The following is a 15,213-nucleotide window of genomic DNA, read 5'->3' on the forward strand; positions in this document are numbered from 1 at the left end:
GTCCGTGCCAGAGAACCCCTTCGGCCAGGTGCTGGTCGCCCTGGTGACGCCGTTCACCGCCGACGGCGAGGTCGACTGGCCGGGCGTCGAGCGGCACATCGACTCGGTGATCACCGCGGGCGCCGACGGGATCGTCGTGTCGGGCACGACCGGCGAGACGAGCACGCTCACCGACCCGGAGAAGCTGCGGCTCGTCGAGGTGGCGAGGGACGTGTCCGCGGGACGGGCGAAGATCATCCAGGGCGGCGGCTCCAACGAGACGGCCCACGCGATCGAGCTGTACAAGAAGTCCGCGCACGCCGCGGACGGCGTGATGATCGTCACCCCGTACTACAACAAGCCGACGCAGGCCGGGCTGCTGACCCACTTCCGCATGGTCGCCGACGCGACCGACCTGCCGGTGATCCTCTACGACATCCCGGGACGCACCGGCGTGCCGATCCGGTACGAGACGATCCTCCGGGCCGCCAAGCACCCGAACATCGTCGCGATCAAGGATGCCAAGGGCGACTTCAGCGAGGTCAGCCGGGTCCTGAACCAGACGGACCTCCTGTACTTCTCCGGCGACGACGCCAACGTCCTCCCGCACCTCGCCATCGGTGCGTCGGGGCTCATCGGGGTCACCGCGAACGTCGCGGCGGCGCCGTACCGGACGATCGTCGACGCGGTGAACGCGGGCGACCTCGCCACCGCCACCGCTCAGCACCGGCTGCTCGAGCCGCTGGTGCGGGCGATCATGACCCACGTGCCGGGCACCGTCGCAGCGAAGTACGTGCTGCACGGGCTCGGCCGGATCGGCAGTCCGCGCGTGCGGCTGCCCCTGGTAGGACCTGAGGAGGCGGAGGCCGCCGTGATCGAGGACGAGCTCGCACTGGTGCACGACGTGGCGGGGGCGGACTTCCGCAACTTCCGCCCCGACCGCAACGCGGCCGCCGGCGGCGCGCTGCCCAAGGTCGCCGGGACGACCCGCTGATGCGCGAGCAGCTCCCCGAGCCCCGCCCGGTCGCCCCCGGCACGCTCCGGATCGTCCCCCTCGGCGGCCTCGGCGAGGTCGGCCGCAACATGACCGTCTTCGAGATCGACGGCAAGCTGCTCGTCGTCGACTGCGGCGTGCTCTTCCCGGAGACCGACCAGCCGGGCGTCGACCTGATCCTGCCGGACTTCGGTCCGATCCGGGATCGGCTCGACGACGTCGTCGGGGTCGTGCTCACGCACGGGCACGAGGATCATATCGGTGCCGTGCCGTACCTGCTGCGGCTGAAGCGCGACATCCCGGTGCTCGGATCGGCGCTGACCCTCGCGTTCGTCGAGGCGAAGCTCCAGGAGCATCGGATCAAGCCGTACACCCACGTGGTCAAGGAGGGCGGGACCGAGCAGCTCGGGCCGTTCGCGCTCGAGTTCGTGGCGGTGAACCACTCGATCCCGGATGCGCTCGCGATCGCCATCAGCACCACGGCAGGCACGGTGCTGCACACCGGCGACTTCAAGATGGACCAGCTGCCGCTCGACCACCGCATCACCGACCTGCGCGGGTTCGCCCGACTGGGGGAACGGGGCGTCGACCTGTTCCTCGTCGACTCCACGAACGCCGACGTGCCGGGTTTCACCCCGCTCGAGCGCGCCATCGGTCCCGTGCTCGACGACGTGATCCGCAGAGCGCCGCGCCGGGTGGTCGTCGCGAGCTTCTCCTCCCACGTGCACCGCGTGCAGCAGGTGCTCGACGCCGCGCAGCGCAACGGCCGGAAGGTCGCGCTGCTCGGGCGCAGCATGGTGCGCAACATGGGCATCGCCGCCGACCTCGGCTACCTGAAGGTGCCCGGCGACGTGCTGGTCGACCTGAAGCAGGCCGCGAAGCTGCCCGACGACCGCATCGTCTACATGTCGACCGGCAGCCAGGGCGAGCCGATGGCGGTGCTCTCGCGGATGGCGAACCTCGAGCACTCGATCGAGATCGGCGAGGGCGACACGGTCATCCTCGCCTCGAGCCTCATCCCGGGCAACGAGAACTCCGTGTACCGCGTCATCAACGGGCTCATGAAGCTCGGTGCGACCGTGGTGCACAAGGGCAACGCGAAGGTGCACGTCTCCGGCCACGCCGCGGCCGGCGAGCTCATGTACGCCTACAACATCGTGCAGCCGCGCGGCGTCATGCCCGTCCACGGCGAGGTGCGGCACCAGGTGGCGAACGCGCAGATCGCGAAGGACACCGGCGTGCCGGAGGATCGCGTGATCATCGCCGAGAACGGGACCGCCGTCGACCTGGTGGGCGGCGTGCCCCGGGTCGCGGGCCAGTACGACCTCGGCTTCGTCTACGTGGACGGGTCGAGCGTCGGCGCCATCACCGACGCGGACCTGAAGGACCGCCGCGTGCTCGCCGAGGAGGGGTTCATCTCGATCTTCGTGGCCGTCGACCCGAGCACGGGGCGCTGCGTCGTCGGGCCGGAGATCCACGCGCGCGGGTTCGCGGAGGACGACGAGGTGTTCGAGAAGGTGCGGCCGCAGATCGTCGACGCGCTGCGGGAGGCGGCGCAGAACGGCACGCAGGACCTGCACGCCTACCGGCAGGTCGTGCGCCGCACCGTCGGGCGCTGGGTGAACACGAAGCACCGCCGTCGCCCGATGATCGTCCCGGTCGTCGTCAGCGCCTGATCTCCTTCAGAACGAAGCGTCGACCGGTCGCATCGCGACCAGCGGGTCGGCGTCGCGCGTCGGTGGGGTCCTCTGCGGGCCTTGACCAGGAGTGCCGCTCTCCCTAACGTGTAACCAGATGGTTGCAATTGTGGAGTTGAGTCAGGCGGAGGTCGACCGGGTCTTCCACGCGCTCGCGGACGCGACCCGGCGGGACATCCTCGTGCGCGTGATCGACCGCGAGCAGTCGGTGTCGGCGCTCGCGCGGTCCTACGCGATGAGCCTGCCCGCCGTGCAGAAGCACGTCGGCGTGCTCGAGCAGGCGGGCCTCGTCGGCAAGAGCCGCGCGGGGCGGGAGCAGCGCGTGCACGCGGAGCCGGAGCGCATCCGCGCGGCTCGCGCCCTGCTCGACCGGTACGAGTCGCTCTGGCGGCATCGCGTCGCAGCCATGGATCGCGTCCTCGCCGAGGACGATCCCGACCAGAAGGAGTGATCCCATGCCCGTCCTCTCCGTCGAGAAGGACCTCGACGTCCCGTCGCTGACCGTCACGGCCGAGTTCGCCGCACCGATCGACCGCGTCTGGGCGCTGTACGCCGACTCCGAGCAGCTCCAGGCCACTGGGGCCCTCCCGGGTGGCCGGCCCGCTTCCTCCGGCACGACTTCGTGCCGGGCGGTGGCTCGCACTACGTCATGGTCGGCCCGGACGGCGAACGCGCATACGGCGTCTGGCGCATCGTCGCGGTCGACGCGCCCCGGTCGTTCGAGCTCGACGACGCCTTCGCGGACGAGCAGGCGACGCCGAACGAGGAGCTCGGCTGGACCCGCATGGCCGCGACCCTCACGCCGACCGACGCGGGCACCAGGGTCGTGTTCGTCTCCACGTTCCCGTCGCGCGAGCAGCTGCAGCGCATGCTCGACATGGGCATGGAGGAGGGGCTGACCCTGGCGATGGGTCAGATCGACGGCATCCTCGCGTCGGACGCCGCGGCGGTCTGACGCCGGCACGACGGCACTGCCCTGCGCCGGCCCGGGCGGGCGTCCCCCAGACGGGGGGCGTCCCCCTCCCCGCCGGTGTCGCCGCCTCGACCTAGCCTGGGCCGCATGGGTGCACCCAGGGGGAAGGATGCTGCCCGCGCGACCGTCGCCCGGAGCGCGGGCACCACGACGCGGACGCGGGCGGCCTCCGGGCGGTCGGCGTCGCCGCGCAGCGGGACGAGCCGTACGAGCAGCCGCACGAAGGCGCTGACGCCGGAGGAGCAGGACACCGTCGCCACCCGCGCCTATCTGGGGCTGGCGCACGTCGCCGGCGGCGCGGCGCGCACCTTCGGTCCCGAGACGCTGCAGAAGGAGCAGCGCAGGGACGGGGTCCCCTTCCTCCTGCTCGTCCTCGCCGCGATCGGCGGTGCGGTCGAGTGGTTCTTCCGCGCGAACCCGATCGCGCAGGCGGTGCACCTCTACACGTTCGGCGGTCTGCTCGGGCAGATCACCGTCGGGCTGCCCGTGCTCATGCTGCTGCTGGCGCTGTGGCTCTTCCGGCACCCCGCGACCGTCCACGACAACGGACGCATCGGCGTGGGAGCGGCGATGCTGCTCGTCTCCGCATCGACCATCGCGCAGGTGGTCGCCGGGAACCCGCAGCCCGAGCACTTCAAGGACCTGTCCGCCGGCGGCGGCGTGGCGGGCTGGCTGGTCGTGACGCCCCTGGAGGCGCTCGCGGGCGGCAGCCCGGCCCTCCCCGCGACGATCGGCGCGGTCGTGCTCGTGCTGAGCGCCTTCGTGCTGACGAAGACCCCGCCGAACCGGCTCCCGCAGCGGCTGAAGGCCCTCTACGCGTACCTGTTCGACGCGGGCCCCGCGGCCGGTGCCGAGCCGCCCGCGGTCGCGCCCGCGCCCCGCGGCAAGCGCGGCGCCAAGGCCGACGCGCCCGTTCCCGACGCGGTCGGCGACGACCTCCACGGCGCGGACCTCACCGCGCTGGGCGCGGACGAGACGGCGACGCCGGCGCGGGGTGAGCGCCGCCGGTGGTGGCCGGGCAGCAGGAAGCAGGTCGAGGAGGTGGCCGCCGAGCCGCTCCACGACGGCGACCCCGCCTACGACAGCCCGCTGATCGACGCGACGGGCACCGCGGCCGTGCCGTCCGCGTCCCCGACCGCCTCCCTCGCCGAGCCGGACCTCCCGTTCACCGAGGACGCCTCGGCCGAGCCGCGGCAGCAGGCCGCCGACGACGGCTCCGACTTCGGCTTCCTGACGCTCGACGAGCTCGCCGCCGGGCGGACCGAGGCCCCGCGCACCGCGCCGGTCGACGTCGCACCCGCCGCGGCGCCGGTCGTCCCCGCGCCCGTGCAGCCCGCTGACGTGCCGGCCGAGGCCGGCCAGCAGGAGGAGCCGGCCGCGTTCCAGGCGCAGGCGCCGGCCGGCGCCTACCGGCTGCCTCCCGAGCACCTCCTCGCGGCGGGCACCCCGCCGAAGGCGAAGAGCGAGGCGAACGAGCGCATCAAGGCCGCGATCCAGAGCGTGCTCGACGAGTTCAAGGTCGACGCCCGCGCCACGGACTACCTGCGCGGCCCGACGGTCACCCGGTACGAGGTCGAGCTGAACCCGGGCGTGAAGGTCGAGAAGGTCACCGCGCTCGCGAAGAACCTGTCCTACGCCGTCGCCTCCAACGAGGTCAGGATCCTGTCCCCGATCCCGGGTAAGAGCGCGATCGGCATCGAGATCCCGAACGAGGACAAGGAGATCGTCAGCCTCGGCGACATCCTCCGCTCAGGCCCGGCGCGGAAGTCCCCGCACCCCATGACGATCGGCGTCGGCAAGGACGTCGAGGGCGGCCACGTCGTCGCGAACCTGGCGAAGATGCCCCACCTCCTCGTCGCAGGAGCGACCGGCGCGGGCAAGTCCTCGTTCGTGAACTCGATGATCACGAGCCTGCTCATGCGGGCGACCCCGCAGGAGGTCCGCATGGTGATGGTCGACCCCAAGCGGGTCGAGCTCACCGCGTACGAGGGCGTGCCGCACCTCATCACCCCCATCATCACGAACCCGAAGAAGGCGGCGGAGGCGCTGCAGTGGGTCGTGAAGGAGATGGACATGCGGTACGACGACCTGTCGTCGTTCGGCTTCCGGCACATCGACGACTTCAACCGGGCGGTGAGCAACGGCGAGATCCGGCTGCCGCCCGACTCCAAGCGGAAGCTCTCGCGGTACCCGTACCTGCTCGTCGTGGTCGACGAGCTCGCCGACCTGATGATGGTCGCGCCCCGGGACGTGGAGGACTCGATCGTCCGCATCACCCAGCTCGCTCGAGCGGCCGGCATCCATCTCGTGCTCGCCACCCAGCGCCCCTCCGTCGACGTCGTCACCGGCCTCATCAAGGCCAACGTGCCGAGCCGGCTCGCGTTCGCGGTGAGCTCCGCGACCGACAGCCGCGTCATCCTCGACAAGGTCGGCGCGGACAAGCTGCTGGGTCAGGGCGACGGGCTGTTCCTCCCCATGGGGTCCGCGAACCCGATGCGCATCCAGGGCGCGTGGGTGAACGAGTCCGAGATCGCGGCCGTGGTCCAGCACGTCAAGAACCAGGCGCGCCCCGACTACCGCGAGGACGTGGCCGAGGTCGCACCGGCGAAGGAGATCGACGGCGACATCGGCGACGACATGGAGCTGCTGCTCGCCGCGATCGAGCAGGTCGTCACGACCCAGTTCGGCTCGACCTCGATGCTGCAGCGCAAGCTCCGCGTCGGGTTCGCGAAGGCCGGCCGGCTCATGGACCTGATGGAGTCGAGGAAGATCGTCGGTCCGTCCGAGGGCTCGAAGGCGCGCGACGTGCTCGTCTCCGCCGACCAGCTGCAGGAGACCCTCGCCGCCGTGCGGGGCATGCCGGGCAACGGCGCGTCCGCGGGCGGCGGCGGCAAGGTCGCCCTCGACTACTTCGACGACGACGCGCCCGACGAGGGCTCCGAGGACGCCTGGGACCTCACCGGGCGCGACTGACGTCCAGGACCGCAGCCGCGGCGCGAGGAACGGGACCTTGTTCACGGTCCACCGGGAGCGTCGGGCCCTAGCCTGGGAGCGGAGGCTGCCATGACGGACACCGCGAAGCCGCGGATGCTGCGAGCCGGCGACGGGCCGGTGAGCACGTGGAGCGTGCCGAACCTGATCTCGATGCTCCGCATCGTGCTCGTGCCGGTGTTCGTGGTCGTGCTCGTGCTCGGGCAGCACGGCGGCGCGCTCCGCTGGGTCGCCACTGCCCTGTTCGTCGTCGCGATCTCGACCGACAGCCTCGACGGGCACCTCGCGCGCAGCAGGAACCTCGTCACGGATCTCGGGAAGATCCTCGACCCGATCGCCGACAAGGCCCTCACCGGCGCCGCGCTGGTCGTGCTGTCCGTGTTCGGCGAGGTGCCGGTCTGGGTCACGGCGCTGATCCTGATCCGGGAGATCGGGATCACGGTCTGGCGGTTCGCGGTGCTGTCGAAGCGGGTGGTGCCCGCCTCGAAGGGCGGGAAGACCAAGACCGTCCTGCAGTCGGTGGCCATCACGCTGGCGCTCGCGCCGCTCCCCGCCCTGCTCGGGACGTGGATGGCCTGGGTGAACGGGGTCCTGATCGCCGCCGCGCTGGTCGTGACGGTGCTGACCGGCATCCAGTACCTCGTCGACGACCGGCGCCTGAACCGCGGATGACGGCCGAGCAGGTCCTCGACCTCCTCCGTGGGAGCGGGCGCACGCTCGCGGTCGCCGAGTCGCTCACCGGGGGCCTGCTCGCCGACGCGTTCGTGCGGGTGCCCGGCGCATCGGCGGTGCTCACGGGGGCGGTCGTCGCGTACGCGACGGGCCTGAAGCACTCGGTGCTCGGGGTGGACGCGACGCTGCTCGAGTGGGAGGGCCCCGTCGACCCCGAGGTGGCGAAGCAGATGGCGGACGGGGTGCGACGGGCGCTCGCCGTGGACGGGCGTGCCGCCGATGTCGGCGTCGCCACCACGGGCGTCGCGGGCCCCGACGGGCAGGGCGGCAAGGCGCCGGGCACCGTGTGGGTCGGCGTCGCCGTCGGCACGCGGCGGCTCGCCCGCGGTGCCGTGCTGCCCGGGGACCGGGCGGCGGTCCGGGCCGGAGCGGTCGACCTGGCGCTCGCGGTGCTGCTCGAGACCCTGCGGGCGGAATAGGCGGCGTTTCGATCCCGTTACGTCTGGCACGTCGACACCACGGCGTCGGTGAGCAGCCGTACCGTTGTCGCAGCACCGCAGGGGTACAGTGGCCGTCCGCTCGACCGGCGGTTCCGAACCACTCGACACCGAACAACGAGAAGGAGGGGACAACATGGTTCTCGTTCGTCAGGAGCTCGGCGACGTCCTGCGTGACTTCCGTCTGCAGAAGGGCCGCACCCTCCGTCAGGTGGCGAGCAAGGCGTCCGTGGCCCTCGGTTACCTCTCCGAGGTCGAGCGCGGGCAGAAGGAGGCGTCGAGCGAGATCCTCGCCTCCGTCGCCGACGCCCTCGACACCCCCGTGTCGGTGATCATGCGCGAGGTCGGCGACCGGCTCGCGGTGCTGGAGGGCATCGAGGTGCCCGATGCGCTGCCCGCCGACTTCACCGAGCGCTTCGGGCGCGACGGCGGCACCGACGGCCTCCGCCGCGCGGATCTGGTCGCGCACTGAAGGTCAGCGAGTTCCGGCTCGCCGTCGACGAGGAGTTCGGTGAGCCGCAGGGTCGCGTGCTCGTCGCCGAGCTCGTGATCGACGAGCTCGGCGGCCGCACCGCCGAGCAGGCCCTGTCAGGCGGCGTGCCCGCCGGCGAGGTGTGGGCGGCGCTCTGCCGCGCCAACGAGGTGCCGCGGGAGCGCTGGCACGGTCGCGGGCGTCCCGTCCACCACTGACCGGGACCCGCGCCCGGCTCCGCCGCGGGTCGAACGCGATCGCGCATCCGCCGGACGTCTCGCGGCGTGTCGATCGAACCCGTGTTCGATCCGGCGTAGGCTCCTCCACAGGCGCTCCAGACGGCTCGATCCGCGGTCCGGGGCCCGTCCGGCATCCGCTGTCGGAGGGGCTTCGTACAGTCGGATCCAGACAGGCGGAGTGCCGCCAGCCCTGTCGATTCCGCATCGGGACGACAGCCGATGGGCAGCAGCGCGCCCCGGGGCCGCCCGGGGACACGACCACGAGGAGACCGGAACATGCCATCCATCACCGACCGCGAGAAGGCCCTCGAGACCGCGCTCGCCCAGATCGACCGCCAGTTCGGCAAGGGGTCGGTCATGCGTCTCGGCAGCGACGAGCGCGCCCCGGTCGAGGTCATCCCGACCGGATCCATCGCGCTCGACGTCGCGCTCGGCGTCGGCGGCCTGCCCCGCGGGCGCATCGTGGAGATCTACGGCCCGGAGTCCTCCGGGAAGACGACGCTCACGCTGCACGCCATCGCGAACGCGCAGCGCGCCGGCGGCATCGCGGCGTTCATCGACGCGGAGCACGCGCTCGACCCCGAGTACGCGAAGAAGCTCGGCGTCGACATCGACGCCATGCTCGTGTCCCAGCCCGACACCGGTGAGCAGGCGCTCGAGATCGCCGACATGCTGATCCGTTCGGGCTCGATCGACCTGATCGTCATCGACTCGGTCGCGGCCCTGGTGCCGAAGGCGGAGATCGAGGGCGAGATGGGCGACAGCCACGTCGGCCTGCAGGCCCGCCTCATGTCGCAGGCGCTCCGCAAGCTCACCGGCGGCCTGAACCAGACGAAGACCACCGCGATCTTCATCAACCAGCTCCGCGAGAAGATCGGGGTCTTCTTCGGCAGCCCCGAGACGACCGCGGGCGGCAAGGCGCTGAAGTTCTACGCCTCCGTGCGACTCGACATCCGTCGCATCGAGACCCTGAAGGACGGCGCGGAGGCGGTCGGCAACCGCACCAGGGTGAAGGTCGTCAAGAACAAGATGGCCCCGCCGTTCAAGCAGGCCGAGTTCGACATCCTCTACGGCGTCGGGATCTCCCGCGAGGGGAGCCTGATCGACTTCGGCGTCGAGCACGGCATCGTCAAGAAGTCCGGCGCCTGGTACACGTACGAGGGCGACCAGCTCGGGCAGGGCAAGGAGAAGGCCCGCGACTTCCTGCTGAACAACAAGGACATCGCGAACGAGATCGAGCAGAAGATCCTGAAGAAGCTCGGGGTCGGCGCATACAAGCAGCAGGCGGCCGAGGATGCCGCAGCGGCCGCCGCGCCGGTCGAGCCGCTCCAGGGCCGCGCGCCGGTCGCCCGCAAGGTGGGCGCCTGACCCATGGGTGAGCTGCTGCAGTTCCCCGGGAACCGCGCGGGCAGCGGACAGCAGGAGGGGGTCGAGCAGCGCTCGGCCCCCTCCGGCCGTTCCCGCCTCCCGCGACCCGTCCGTGAGCAGACGCTCGCCGACATCGAGCGCATCGCGGGTCCCGAGGCCCGGCGCCGCGCGGAGGACGGCGCGCCGGGCGCCGCGGACGCCGAGGACGAGGCTCAGTGGGCCGTGCCGGGTGTGGACGCGGACGCCCCTGCGCCGCTGCCGCGGACCAGGACGTCGAGGCGTGCCGAGAACGTCGCGATCGCGGCGCTCACCCGGCACGACGCGTCCGAGGGCGAGATCCGGGCGAAGCTCGTCGCCAAGGGGCTGCCGCCGGAGGACGTCGAGGGGGAGCTGGAGCGCCTGCGGCAGAGCGGCCTGCTCGACGACGCCGCCTTCGCGGCGCGGCTCGTCGACCGCCTCCGGGAGCGGAAGGGACTCGGCGATCAGGCGATCCGCTCGACGCTGCGGGGCCGCCTGGTGCCGCAGGACGTGATCGACGCCGTGCTGGTCGAGCAGGCGGAGGACGAGGAGACCGCGGAGGCGCGGTTGCAGGAGGTCGCCGACGAGCGCGCCCGCCGGCTCGGCTCGCTCGCGTTCGACGTCGCCGAGCGGCGGCTCGCGGCCTACCTCATGCGCAAGGGGTACTCGGGCTCCTCCCTCCGCACCGCGGTCCGGAGCGCGCTCGAGGGCGCGGGCATCCGCTGACGCGAGCAGCGGCGTGGAACCCCCTGCGCGGTTCCTACACTGCTCGGGTGAGCGCGACCGACCTCCTCGAGGCCCCGGCCCGCACCTACGAGGTGCGGACCTACGGCTGCCAGATGAACGTCCACGACTCGGAGCGGCTCGCGGGCTCGCTCGAGGCGGCGGGCTATGTGGCCGCCATGGCGGGCGAGCAGCCCGACGTGGTGGTGCTGAACACCTGCGCCGTGCGCGAGAACGCGGACAACCGGCTCTACGGCAACCTCGGCCACCTGGCCAAGGTGAAGCGGGAGCGCGACGGCTTCCAGATCGCCGTCGGCGGCTGCCTCGCGCAGAAGGACCGCTCGACCATCCTCGAGAAGGCGCCGTGGGTCGACGTGGTCTTCGGCACCCACAACGTCGGTGCGCTGCCGACCCTGCTCGACCGTGCGCGGCACAACCACGAGGCGCAGATCGAGATCCTCGAGTCCCTCGAGGTCTTCCCCTCCACGCTGCCGACGAAGCGCGAATCGACGTACAGCGGGTGGGTGTCGATCGCCGTGGGCTGCAACAACACCTGCACGTTCTGCATCGTGCCCTCCCTCCGCGGCAAGGAGCAGGACCGCAGGCCGGGCGACGTGCTCGGCGAGATCCGCGCGCTCGTCGCGGACGGCGCGATCGAGGTCACCCTCCTCGGCCAGAACGTGAACACCTACGGGGTCCAGTTCGGGGACCGGCAGGCGTTCGGCAAGCTGCTGCGGGCCACCGGGGAGATCGAGGGGCTGCGCCGCGTGCGCTTCACGAGCCCGCATCCCGCCGCCTTCACCGACGACGTCATCGACGCGATGGCCGAGACCGATGTGGTGATGCCGCAGCTGCACATGCCGCTGCAGTCCGGCAGCGACCGGATCCTGAAGGCGATGCGACGCTCCTACCGGTCGGACCGCTACCTGCGGATCCTCGACGCCGTCCGCGCGCGGATCCCCGACGCCGCGATCACGACGGACATCATCGTCGGCTTCCCGGGCGAGACGGACGAGGACTTCGAGGACACGCTCCGCGTCGTCGAGCAGTCGCGGTTCGCCTCCGCGTTCACGTTCCAGTACTCCATCCGGCCGGGCACGCCCGCCGCGACGATGCCGGACCAGGTGCCGAAGCACGTGGTGCAGGAGCGGTACGAACGGCTGACCGCGCTGCAGGAGCAGCTGTCCTGGGACGGCAACCGCGCCCTCGTCGGCCGCGAAGTCGAGGTGCTCGTCGGCACCGGCGAGGGCCGGAAGGACGGCGCGACCCGCCGGCTCTCCGGCCGGGCCGCCGACAACCGGTTGGTGCACGTCGGCCTGCCCGAGGGAGTCGCGCGGCCCCGACCAGGCGACCTCGTGACGGTGCGGGTCACGGATGCGGCGCCCGCGTACCTGATCGCCGACGTGCCCGCCGGTGCCGCCCCTCGACTCGAGCGCACCCGTGCCGGGGACGCGTGGGATGCGCGGGAGGCGGCCTCCTGCGCGGTTCCCGCGCCGTCGGGCGGCGCCAGGGCGGTCTCGCTCGGGCTGCCGGGCCTCCGGTCCGCCCAGGGCGGCTGAGCCGCCCGTGCTGCTCGTCCTGGCCGGCGCGACCGGCACCGGGAAGACCGGGCTGTCCCTCGACGTCGCGGAGGCGATCGCGCGCGCGGGTGGTGCGGCGGAGGTCGTCAACGCGGACGCGATGCAGCTCTACCGCGGGCTCGACGTCGGCACCGCCAAGCTGCCCGTCGATCAGCGGCGCGGCGTCCCCCACCACCTCTTCGACCTGTGGGACGTCACGGAGACGGCGAGCGTGGCGGTCTACCGGGATGCGGCGCGCGCCGCGATCGCGGCCGTCGAGGCGCGCGGAGCCGTGCCGATCCTCGTCGGCGGCTCCGGCCTCTACCTCGAGTCGGTGCTCCGGGAGCTCGAGTTCCCGGCGACCGACCCCGACCTGCGCGCCGAGCTCGAGCAGCAGGCGGAGTCGTTCGGCGCGGACGCGCTCTGGCGCAGGCTCGCCGAGCAGGATCCGGTCGCAGCGGCGAGGATCCATTCCGCGAATCTGCGCAAGGTGATCAGAGCGCTCGAGGTCGTGACGCTCACCGGCGAGCCGTTCGCCGCGTCGCTGCCGGACGCGGCGCCGTTCTGGCGGCCGGCCCTCCGGGTGGTGGTGGAGGTGCCGAACGATCCGCTCGCCGCCCGGCTCGCCGCGCGCGCGGAGCGGATGTGGCGGGAGGAGGGGCTCCTCGACGAGGTCCGCGCCCTGCTGCCCCGCGGCCTCGCGGAGGGCCAGACGGCGTCGAGGGCGATCGGGTACGCGCAGGCGATCGCCGTGCTCGCCGGACGGATGTCGGAGGAGGACGGCCTCGCCGAGACCGTGCGCCTCACCTGGCGCGTCGTCCGCAGGCAGCGGGCGTGGTTCGCCAGGGACGAGGGCGCGCTCGCGGTCGACGGCGACGATCCGAGGCGGACGGAGCGCGTTCTCGAGGCGATGGCGCAGGCGGCCGACTGACCGCGAGGCCGGTATCCTGGTCCCGGGCCGCCGTGCGGCCCCCTGAGGGAGCAGCCTCTTCCGGGTGGGTGGGTGTCTCGAAGGACCCCCGTGCGCACCTACGGCCGACTGCTGCAGCAGCCATCCACGGCCCTCTCGCTGATCGCAGCGTTGATCGGCGCGGTCCCGATCGGCATGTGGCCGCTCGGCATCGTGCTCGCGGTCCTCGACCGGCACGGGTCGGCCGGGGAGGCGGGGCTGCTCGCCGCCGCGTTCGGGATCGGGAACGCCGTCGGCGTCGTCACGCAGGGCGCGCTGCTCGCGCGCGTCCGCGCGGCGCTCCTCCTCCCGCTCTTCTCGCTGCTCGGTCCCGTCGCGGCGGTGCTGCTCGCGGGTGACGCCCGCATCGCAGGGGCCGTGCTCGCCGGCCTGGCGATCCCGGCGATCACCCCGGCCGTCCGGGGACGGTTCGCGAGCTCGGTGCCGGGCCGGGATCGCCCGGGCGCCTACGCGCTCGTGAACGTGCTGTTCCAGGCGGGCATCGCGCTCGGCCCCATCGCGGCTGCGGCGCTGGCGACGGCCGGTCGGGTGGGCCTCGTCCCGCCGATCGCCGCAGCCGGCGGGGTGCTCGCCGCGCTGCTCCTCGCGGTGGCGCATCGCGGTGGCGCCGCGGGGGGCGTCGCCCCCGTCGGTCGCGTGCCGGGTCGCGGCGTGCTGGTGCTGCTCGGCGGGGCGGCGGCCGCGGGCTTCGGGATCGGCACGCTCCAGGTGCTCGTGCCGCTGCGGACGGGTGCGGCGACCTCCGGCGCCACGTTCGCGGTGCTCGCGCTCGCGGAGGTCGCGGGCGCGGTGCTCCTGGGGGGCCGGGTGGGACCGCGGCACGCCTTCCGCCTCCTCGCGCTCGGCTCGGGCGGGATGGCGCTCGTCTACCTGCTGCTCCTCGTCGGCGCGCCCGCGGTGCCCGCCGCCGTCGCGCTGGGCCTGGCGACCGGGACGCAGTCCCTCGGGTCGGCGCTCGGCCTCGACCGGTTCGTGGCACCCGCCAGGATCCCCACCGTGTTCGCGCTCCAGGTCGCGCTGCTCATCGTCGCGGCCGCCGTCGGTTCCCTGGTCGCCGGTGCGGTCCCCGGCGTCGCGTACGCGGCGCCCGCCCTCCTGCTCGCCGCCGCGGCCGGCGCGACGACGGCCGTGCGGCGCCGGCTCGGTCCGCTCGCGCCCTCCCGCCCCGCGCACGCTCGGTAGGCTCATCCGCCATGGCCGAGCTCCGCTTCACGAAGGGACACGGCACCGGGAACGACTTCGTGCTCGTGGCCGACCCGCACGGCGAGCTCGACCTGAAGCCGAGCGACGTCGCGCGGCTCTGCGACCGGCGCTTCGGCATCGGCGCGGACGGCCTGCTGCGTGCCGTCCCCACGTCGGCGGAGCCGCTCGCGCCGCAGGGGACGGCGGCGGCGTGGTTCATGGACTACCGCAACGCCGACGGGTCCACCGCCGAGATGTGCGGCAACGGCATCCGCGTGTTCACCGCCTTCCTGATCGAGGAGGGGCTCGTCGAGCTGCCGGCGGGTGAGCGCCTGCCGATCGCGACCCGCGGCGGCGTGATGACCGTGCAGCGGAGCGGGACCGGCTACGTCGTGGACCTGGGCCGGTGGACGCTCGGCCCCGACGACGTCGCCGTGCGGATCGCCGGCGTCGACGTCGTGCGGCCCGGCCTGTCCATCGACGTGCCGAACCCGCACGTCGTCGTCGCGCTCGCGGACGACGAGGAGCTGACCGGAGCGGACCTGTCCGGGGCCCCCGTGCTGGATCCCGCGCCCCCGACGGGTGCGAACGTCGAGCTGGTGCGACCGGAGGACCCGCTCGTCGACGACGACGGCGTCGCGCGGATCCGCATGCGGGTCCACGAGCGGGGGAGCGGGGAGACGCTGTCCTGCGGTACGGGTGCGGTCGCCGCCGCGCTCGCGACCCGGCACTGGGCCGGGCGGGGAGCGCCCGACGAGTGGCGCGTCACGGTGCCGGGCGGCGTGCTGGGCGTGCGGATGTTCCCCGCCGAGGACGGCGAGCACGTGGCCCTCTCCGGCCCGGCGGAGCTCGTCTACACCGGCGTCGTCGACGTCTGAC

General features: G+C 73.0%; 15 protein-coding genes. All 15 read left to right on the plus strand.

What is annotated here, in order from left to right:
* The first annotated feature begins 4 nt into the window (after positions 1-4).
* The 15 genes from dapA to dapF all read left to right on the plus strand — a co-directional run bounded on the left by dapA (position 5) and on the right by dapF (position 15,212).
* Positions 5-973 (plus strand): 4-hydroxy-tetrahydrodipicolinate synthase, encoded by a 969-nt coding sequence (dapA, locus tag ACTHLI_RS15010; protein WP_440185382.1) that lies wholly within the window; start codon positions 5-7, stop codon positions 971-973.
* Positions 973-2,649 (plus strand): ribonuclease J, encoded by a 1,677-nt coding sequence (locus ACTHLI_RS15015; protein ID WP_440185385.1) that lies wholly within the window; start codon positions 973-975, stop codon positions 2,647-2,649. The genes dapA and ACTHLI_RS15015 overlap by 1 nt, the downstream gene beginning before the upstream one ends.
* Positions 2,650-2,767: 118 nt before the next feature.
* Positions 2,768-3,121: an ArsR/SmtB family transcription factor gene (locus ACTHLI_RS15020; RefSeq protein WP_440185388.1), complete on the plus strand. Its 354-nt coding sequence runs from the start codon at positions 2,768-2,770 to the stop codon at positions 3,119-3,121.
* 171 nt (positions 3,122-3,292) lie between these two features.
* Positions 3,293-3,625, plus strand: coding sequence for an SRPBCC family protein (locus ACTHLI_RS15025; protein ID WP_440185390.1), 333 nt, complete (start codon positions 3,293-3,295; stop codon positions 3,623-3,625).
* 105 nt (positions 3,626-3,730) lie between these two features.
* Positions 3,731-6,616 (plus strand): DNA translocase FtsK, encoded by a 2,886-nt coding sequence (locus tag ACTHLI_RS15030; protein WP_440185392.1) that lies wholly within the window; start codon positions 3,731-3,733, stop codon positions 6,614-6,616.
* A 90-nt stretch (positions 6,617-6,706) separates the two neighbouring features.
* On the plus strand, positions 6,707-7,306 hold the full coding sequence (pgsA, locus tag ACTHLI_RS15035; RefSeq protein WP_440185394.1) for a CDP-diacylglycerol--glycerol-3-phosphate 3-phosphatidyltransferase: 600 nt from the start codon (positions 6,707-6,709) through the stop codon (positions 7,304-7,306).
* Positions 7,303-7,785, plus strand: a complete 483-nt coding sequence (locus ACTHLI_RS15040) for a CinA family protein (protein ID WP_440185396.1) — start codon at positions 7,303-7,305, stop codon at positions 7,783-7,785. Before pgsA ends, ACTHLI_RS15040 begins: the two co-directional genes overlap by 4 nt.
* Before the next feature lie 154 nt (positions 7,786-7,939).
* Positions 7,940-8,275, plus strand: a complete 336-nt coding sequence (locus tag ACTHLI_RS15045) for a helix-turn-helix domain-containing protein (RefSeq protein ID WP_440185398.1) — start codon at positions 7,940-7,942, stop codon at positions 8,273-8,275.
* The gene (locus tag ACTHLI_RS15050; RefSeq protein ID WP_440185500.1) at positions 8,272-8,493 is read left to right on the plus strand and encodes a DUF3046 domain-containing protein; all 222 of its coding nucleotides are present in this window, start codon (positions 8,272-8,274) and stop codon (positions 8,491-8,493) included. Before ACTHLI_RS15045 ends, ACTHLI_RS15050 begins: the two co-directional genes overlap by 4 nt.
* A 297-nt stretch (positions 8,494-8,790) precedes the next feature.
* Positions 8,791-9,882, plus strand: a complete 1,092-nt coding sequence (recA, locus tag ACTHLI_RS15055) for a recombinase RecA (protein ID WP_440185400.1) — start codon at positions 8,791-8,793, stop codon at positions 9,880-9,882.
* A 3-nt stretch (positions 9,883-9,885) separates the two neighbouring features.
* Positions 9,886-10,626 carry a regulatory protein RecX gene (locus ACTHLI_RS15060; protein WP_440185402.1) on the plus strand — a complete coding sequence of 247 codons (741 nt, stop codon included), beginning with the start codon at positions 9,886-9,888 and terminating at the stop codon, positions 10,624-10,626.
* A 113-nt stretch (positions 10,627-10,739) separates the two neighbouring features.
* Positions 10,740-12,182 carry a tRNA (N6-isopentenyl adenosine(37)-C2)-methylthiotransferase MiaB gene (gene miaB / locus ACTHLI_RS15065; RefSeq protein WP_440185502.1) on the plus strand — a complete coding sequence of 481 codons (1,443 nt, stop codon included), beginning with the start codon at positions 10,740-10,742 and terminating at the stop codon, positions 12,180-12,182.
* A 7-nt stretch (positions 12,183-12,189) separates the two neighbouring features.
* A complete protein-coding gene (gene miaA, locus ACTHLI_RS15070; RefSeq protein WP_440185404.1) occupies positions 12,190-13,113 on the plus strand; it encodes a tRNA (adenosine(37)-N6)-dimethylallyltransferase MiaA in 924 nt (307 codons plus the stop codon).
* Positions 13,114-13,203: 90 nt separating this feature from the next.
* Entirely contained in the window at positions 13,204-14,334 is a 1,131-nt protein-coding gene (locus ACTHLI_RS15075) for an MFS transporter (protein WP_440185406.1), read from the plus strand.
* 11 nt (positions 14,335-14,345) lie between these two features.
* A complete protein-coding gene (gene dapF / locus ACTHLI_RS15080; protein WP_440185408.1) occupies positions 14,346-15,212 on the plus strand; it encodes a diaminopimelate epimerase in 867 nt (288 codons plus the stop codon).
* Position 15,213 lies beyond the last annotated feature (1 nt).

Source organism: Amnibacterium sp., from assembly GCF_051956055.1.
In the GTDB taxonomy this organism is placed as follows: Bacteria; Actinomycetota; Actinomycetes; order Actinomycetales; family Microbacteriaceae; genus Amnibacterium.

What these genes read in the sequence shown, in the direction of transcription:
- miaB (WP_440185502.1), top strand. Translation starts at nt 10,740, where the DNA reads ATGAACGTCCACGACTCGGAGCGGCTCGCGGGCTCGCTCGAGGCGGCG.
- recA (WP_440185400.1), top strand. Translation starts at nt 8,791, where the DNA reads ATGCCATCCATCACCGACCGCGAGAAGGCCCTCGAGACCGCGCTCGCC.
- ACTHLI_RS15015 (WP_440185385.1), top strand. Translation starts at nt 973, where the DNA reads ATGCGCGAGCAGCTCCCCGAGCCCCGCCCGGTCGCCCCCGGCACGCTC.
- dapF (WP_440185408.1), top strand. Translation starts at nt 14,346, where the DNA reads ATGGCCGAGCTCCGCTTCACGAAGGGACACGGCACCGGGAACGACTTC.
- ACTHLI_RS15020 (WP_440185388.1), top strand. Translation starts at nt 2,768, where the DNA reads ATGGTTGCAATTGTGGAGTTGAGTCAGGCGGAGGTCGACCGGGTCTTC.
- ACTHLI_RS15040 (WP_440185396.1), top strand. Translation starts at nt 7,303, where the DNA reads ATGACGGCCGAGCAGGTCCTCGACCTCCTCCGTGGGAGCGGGCGCACG.
- ACTHLI_RS15060 (WP_440185402.1), top strand. Translation starts at nt 9,886, where the DNA reads ATGGGTGAGCTGCTGCAGTTCCCCGGGAACCGCGCGGGCAGCGGACAG.
- ACTHLI_RS15045 (WP_440185398.1), top strand. Translation starts at nt 7,940, where the DNA reads ATGGTTCTCGTTCGTCAGGAGCTCGGCGACGTCCTGCGTGACTTCCGT.
- pgsA (WP_440185394.1), top strand. Translation starts at nt 6,707, where the DNA reads ATGACGGACACCGCGAAGCCGCGGATGCTGCGAGCCGGCGACGGGCCG.
- ACTHLI_RS15030 (WP_440185392.1), top strand. Translation starts at nt 3,731, where the DNA reads ATGGGTGCACCCAGGGGGAAGGATGCTGCCCGCGCGACCGTCGCCCGG.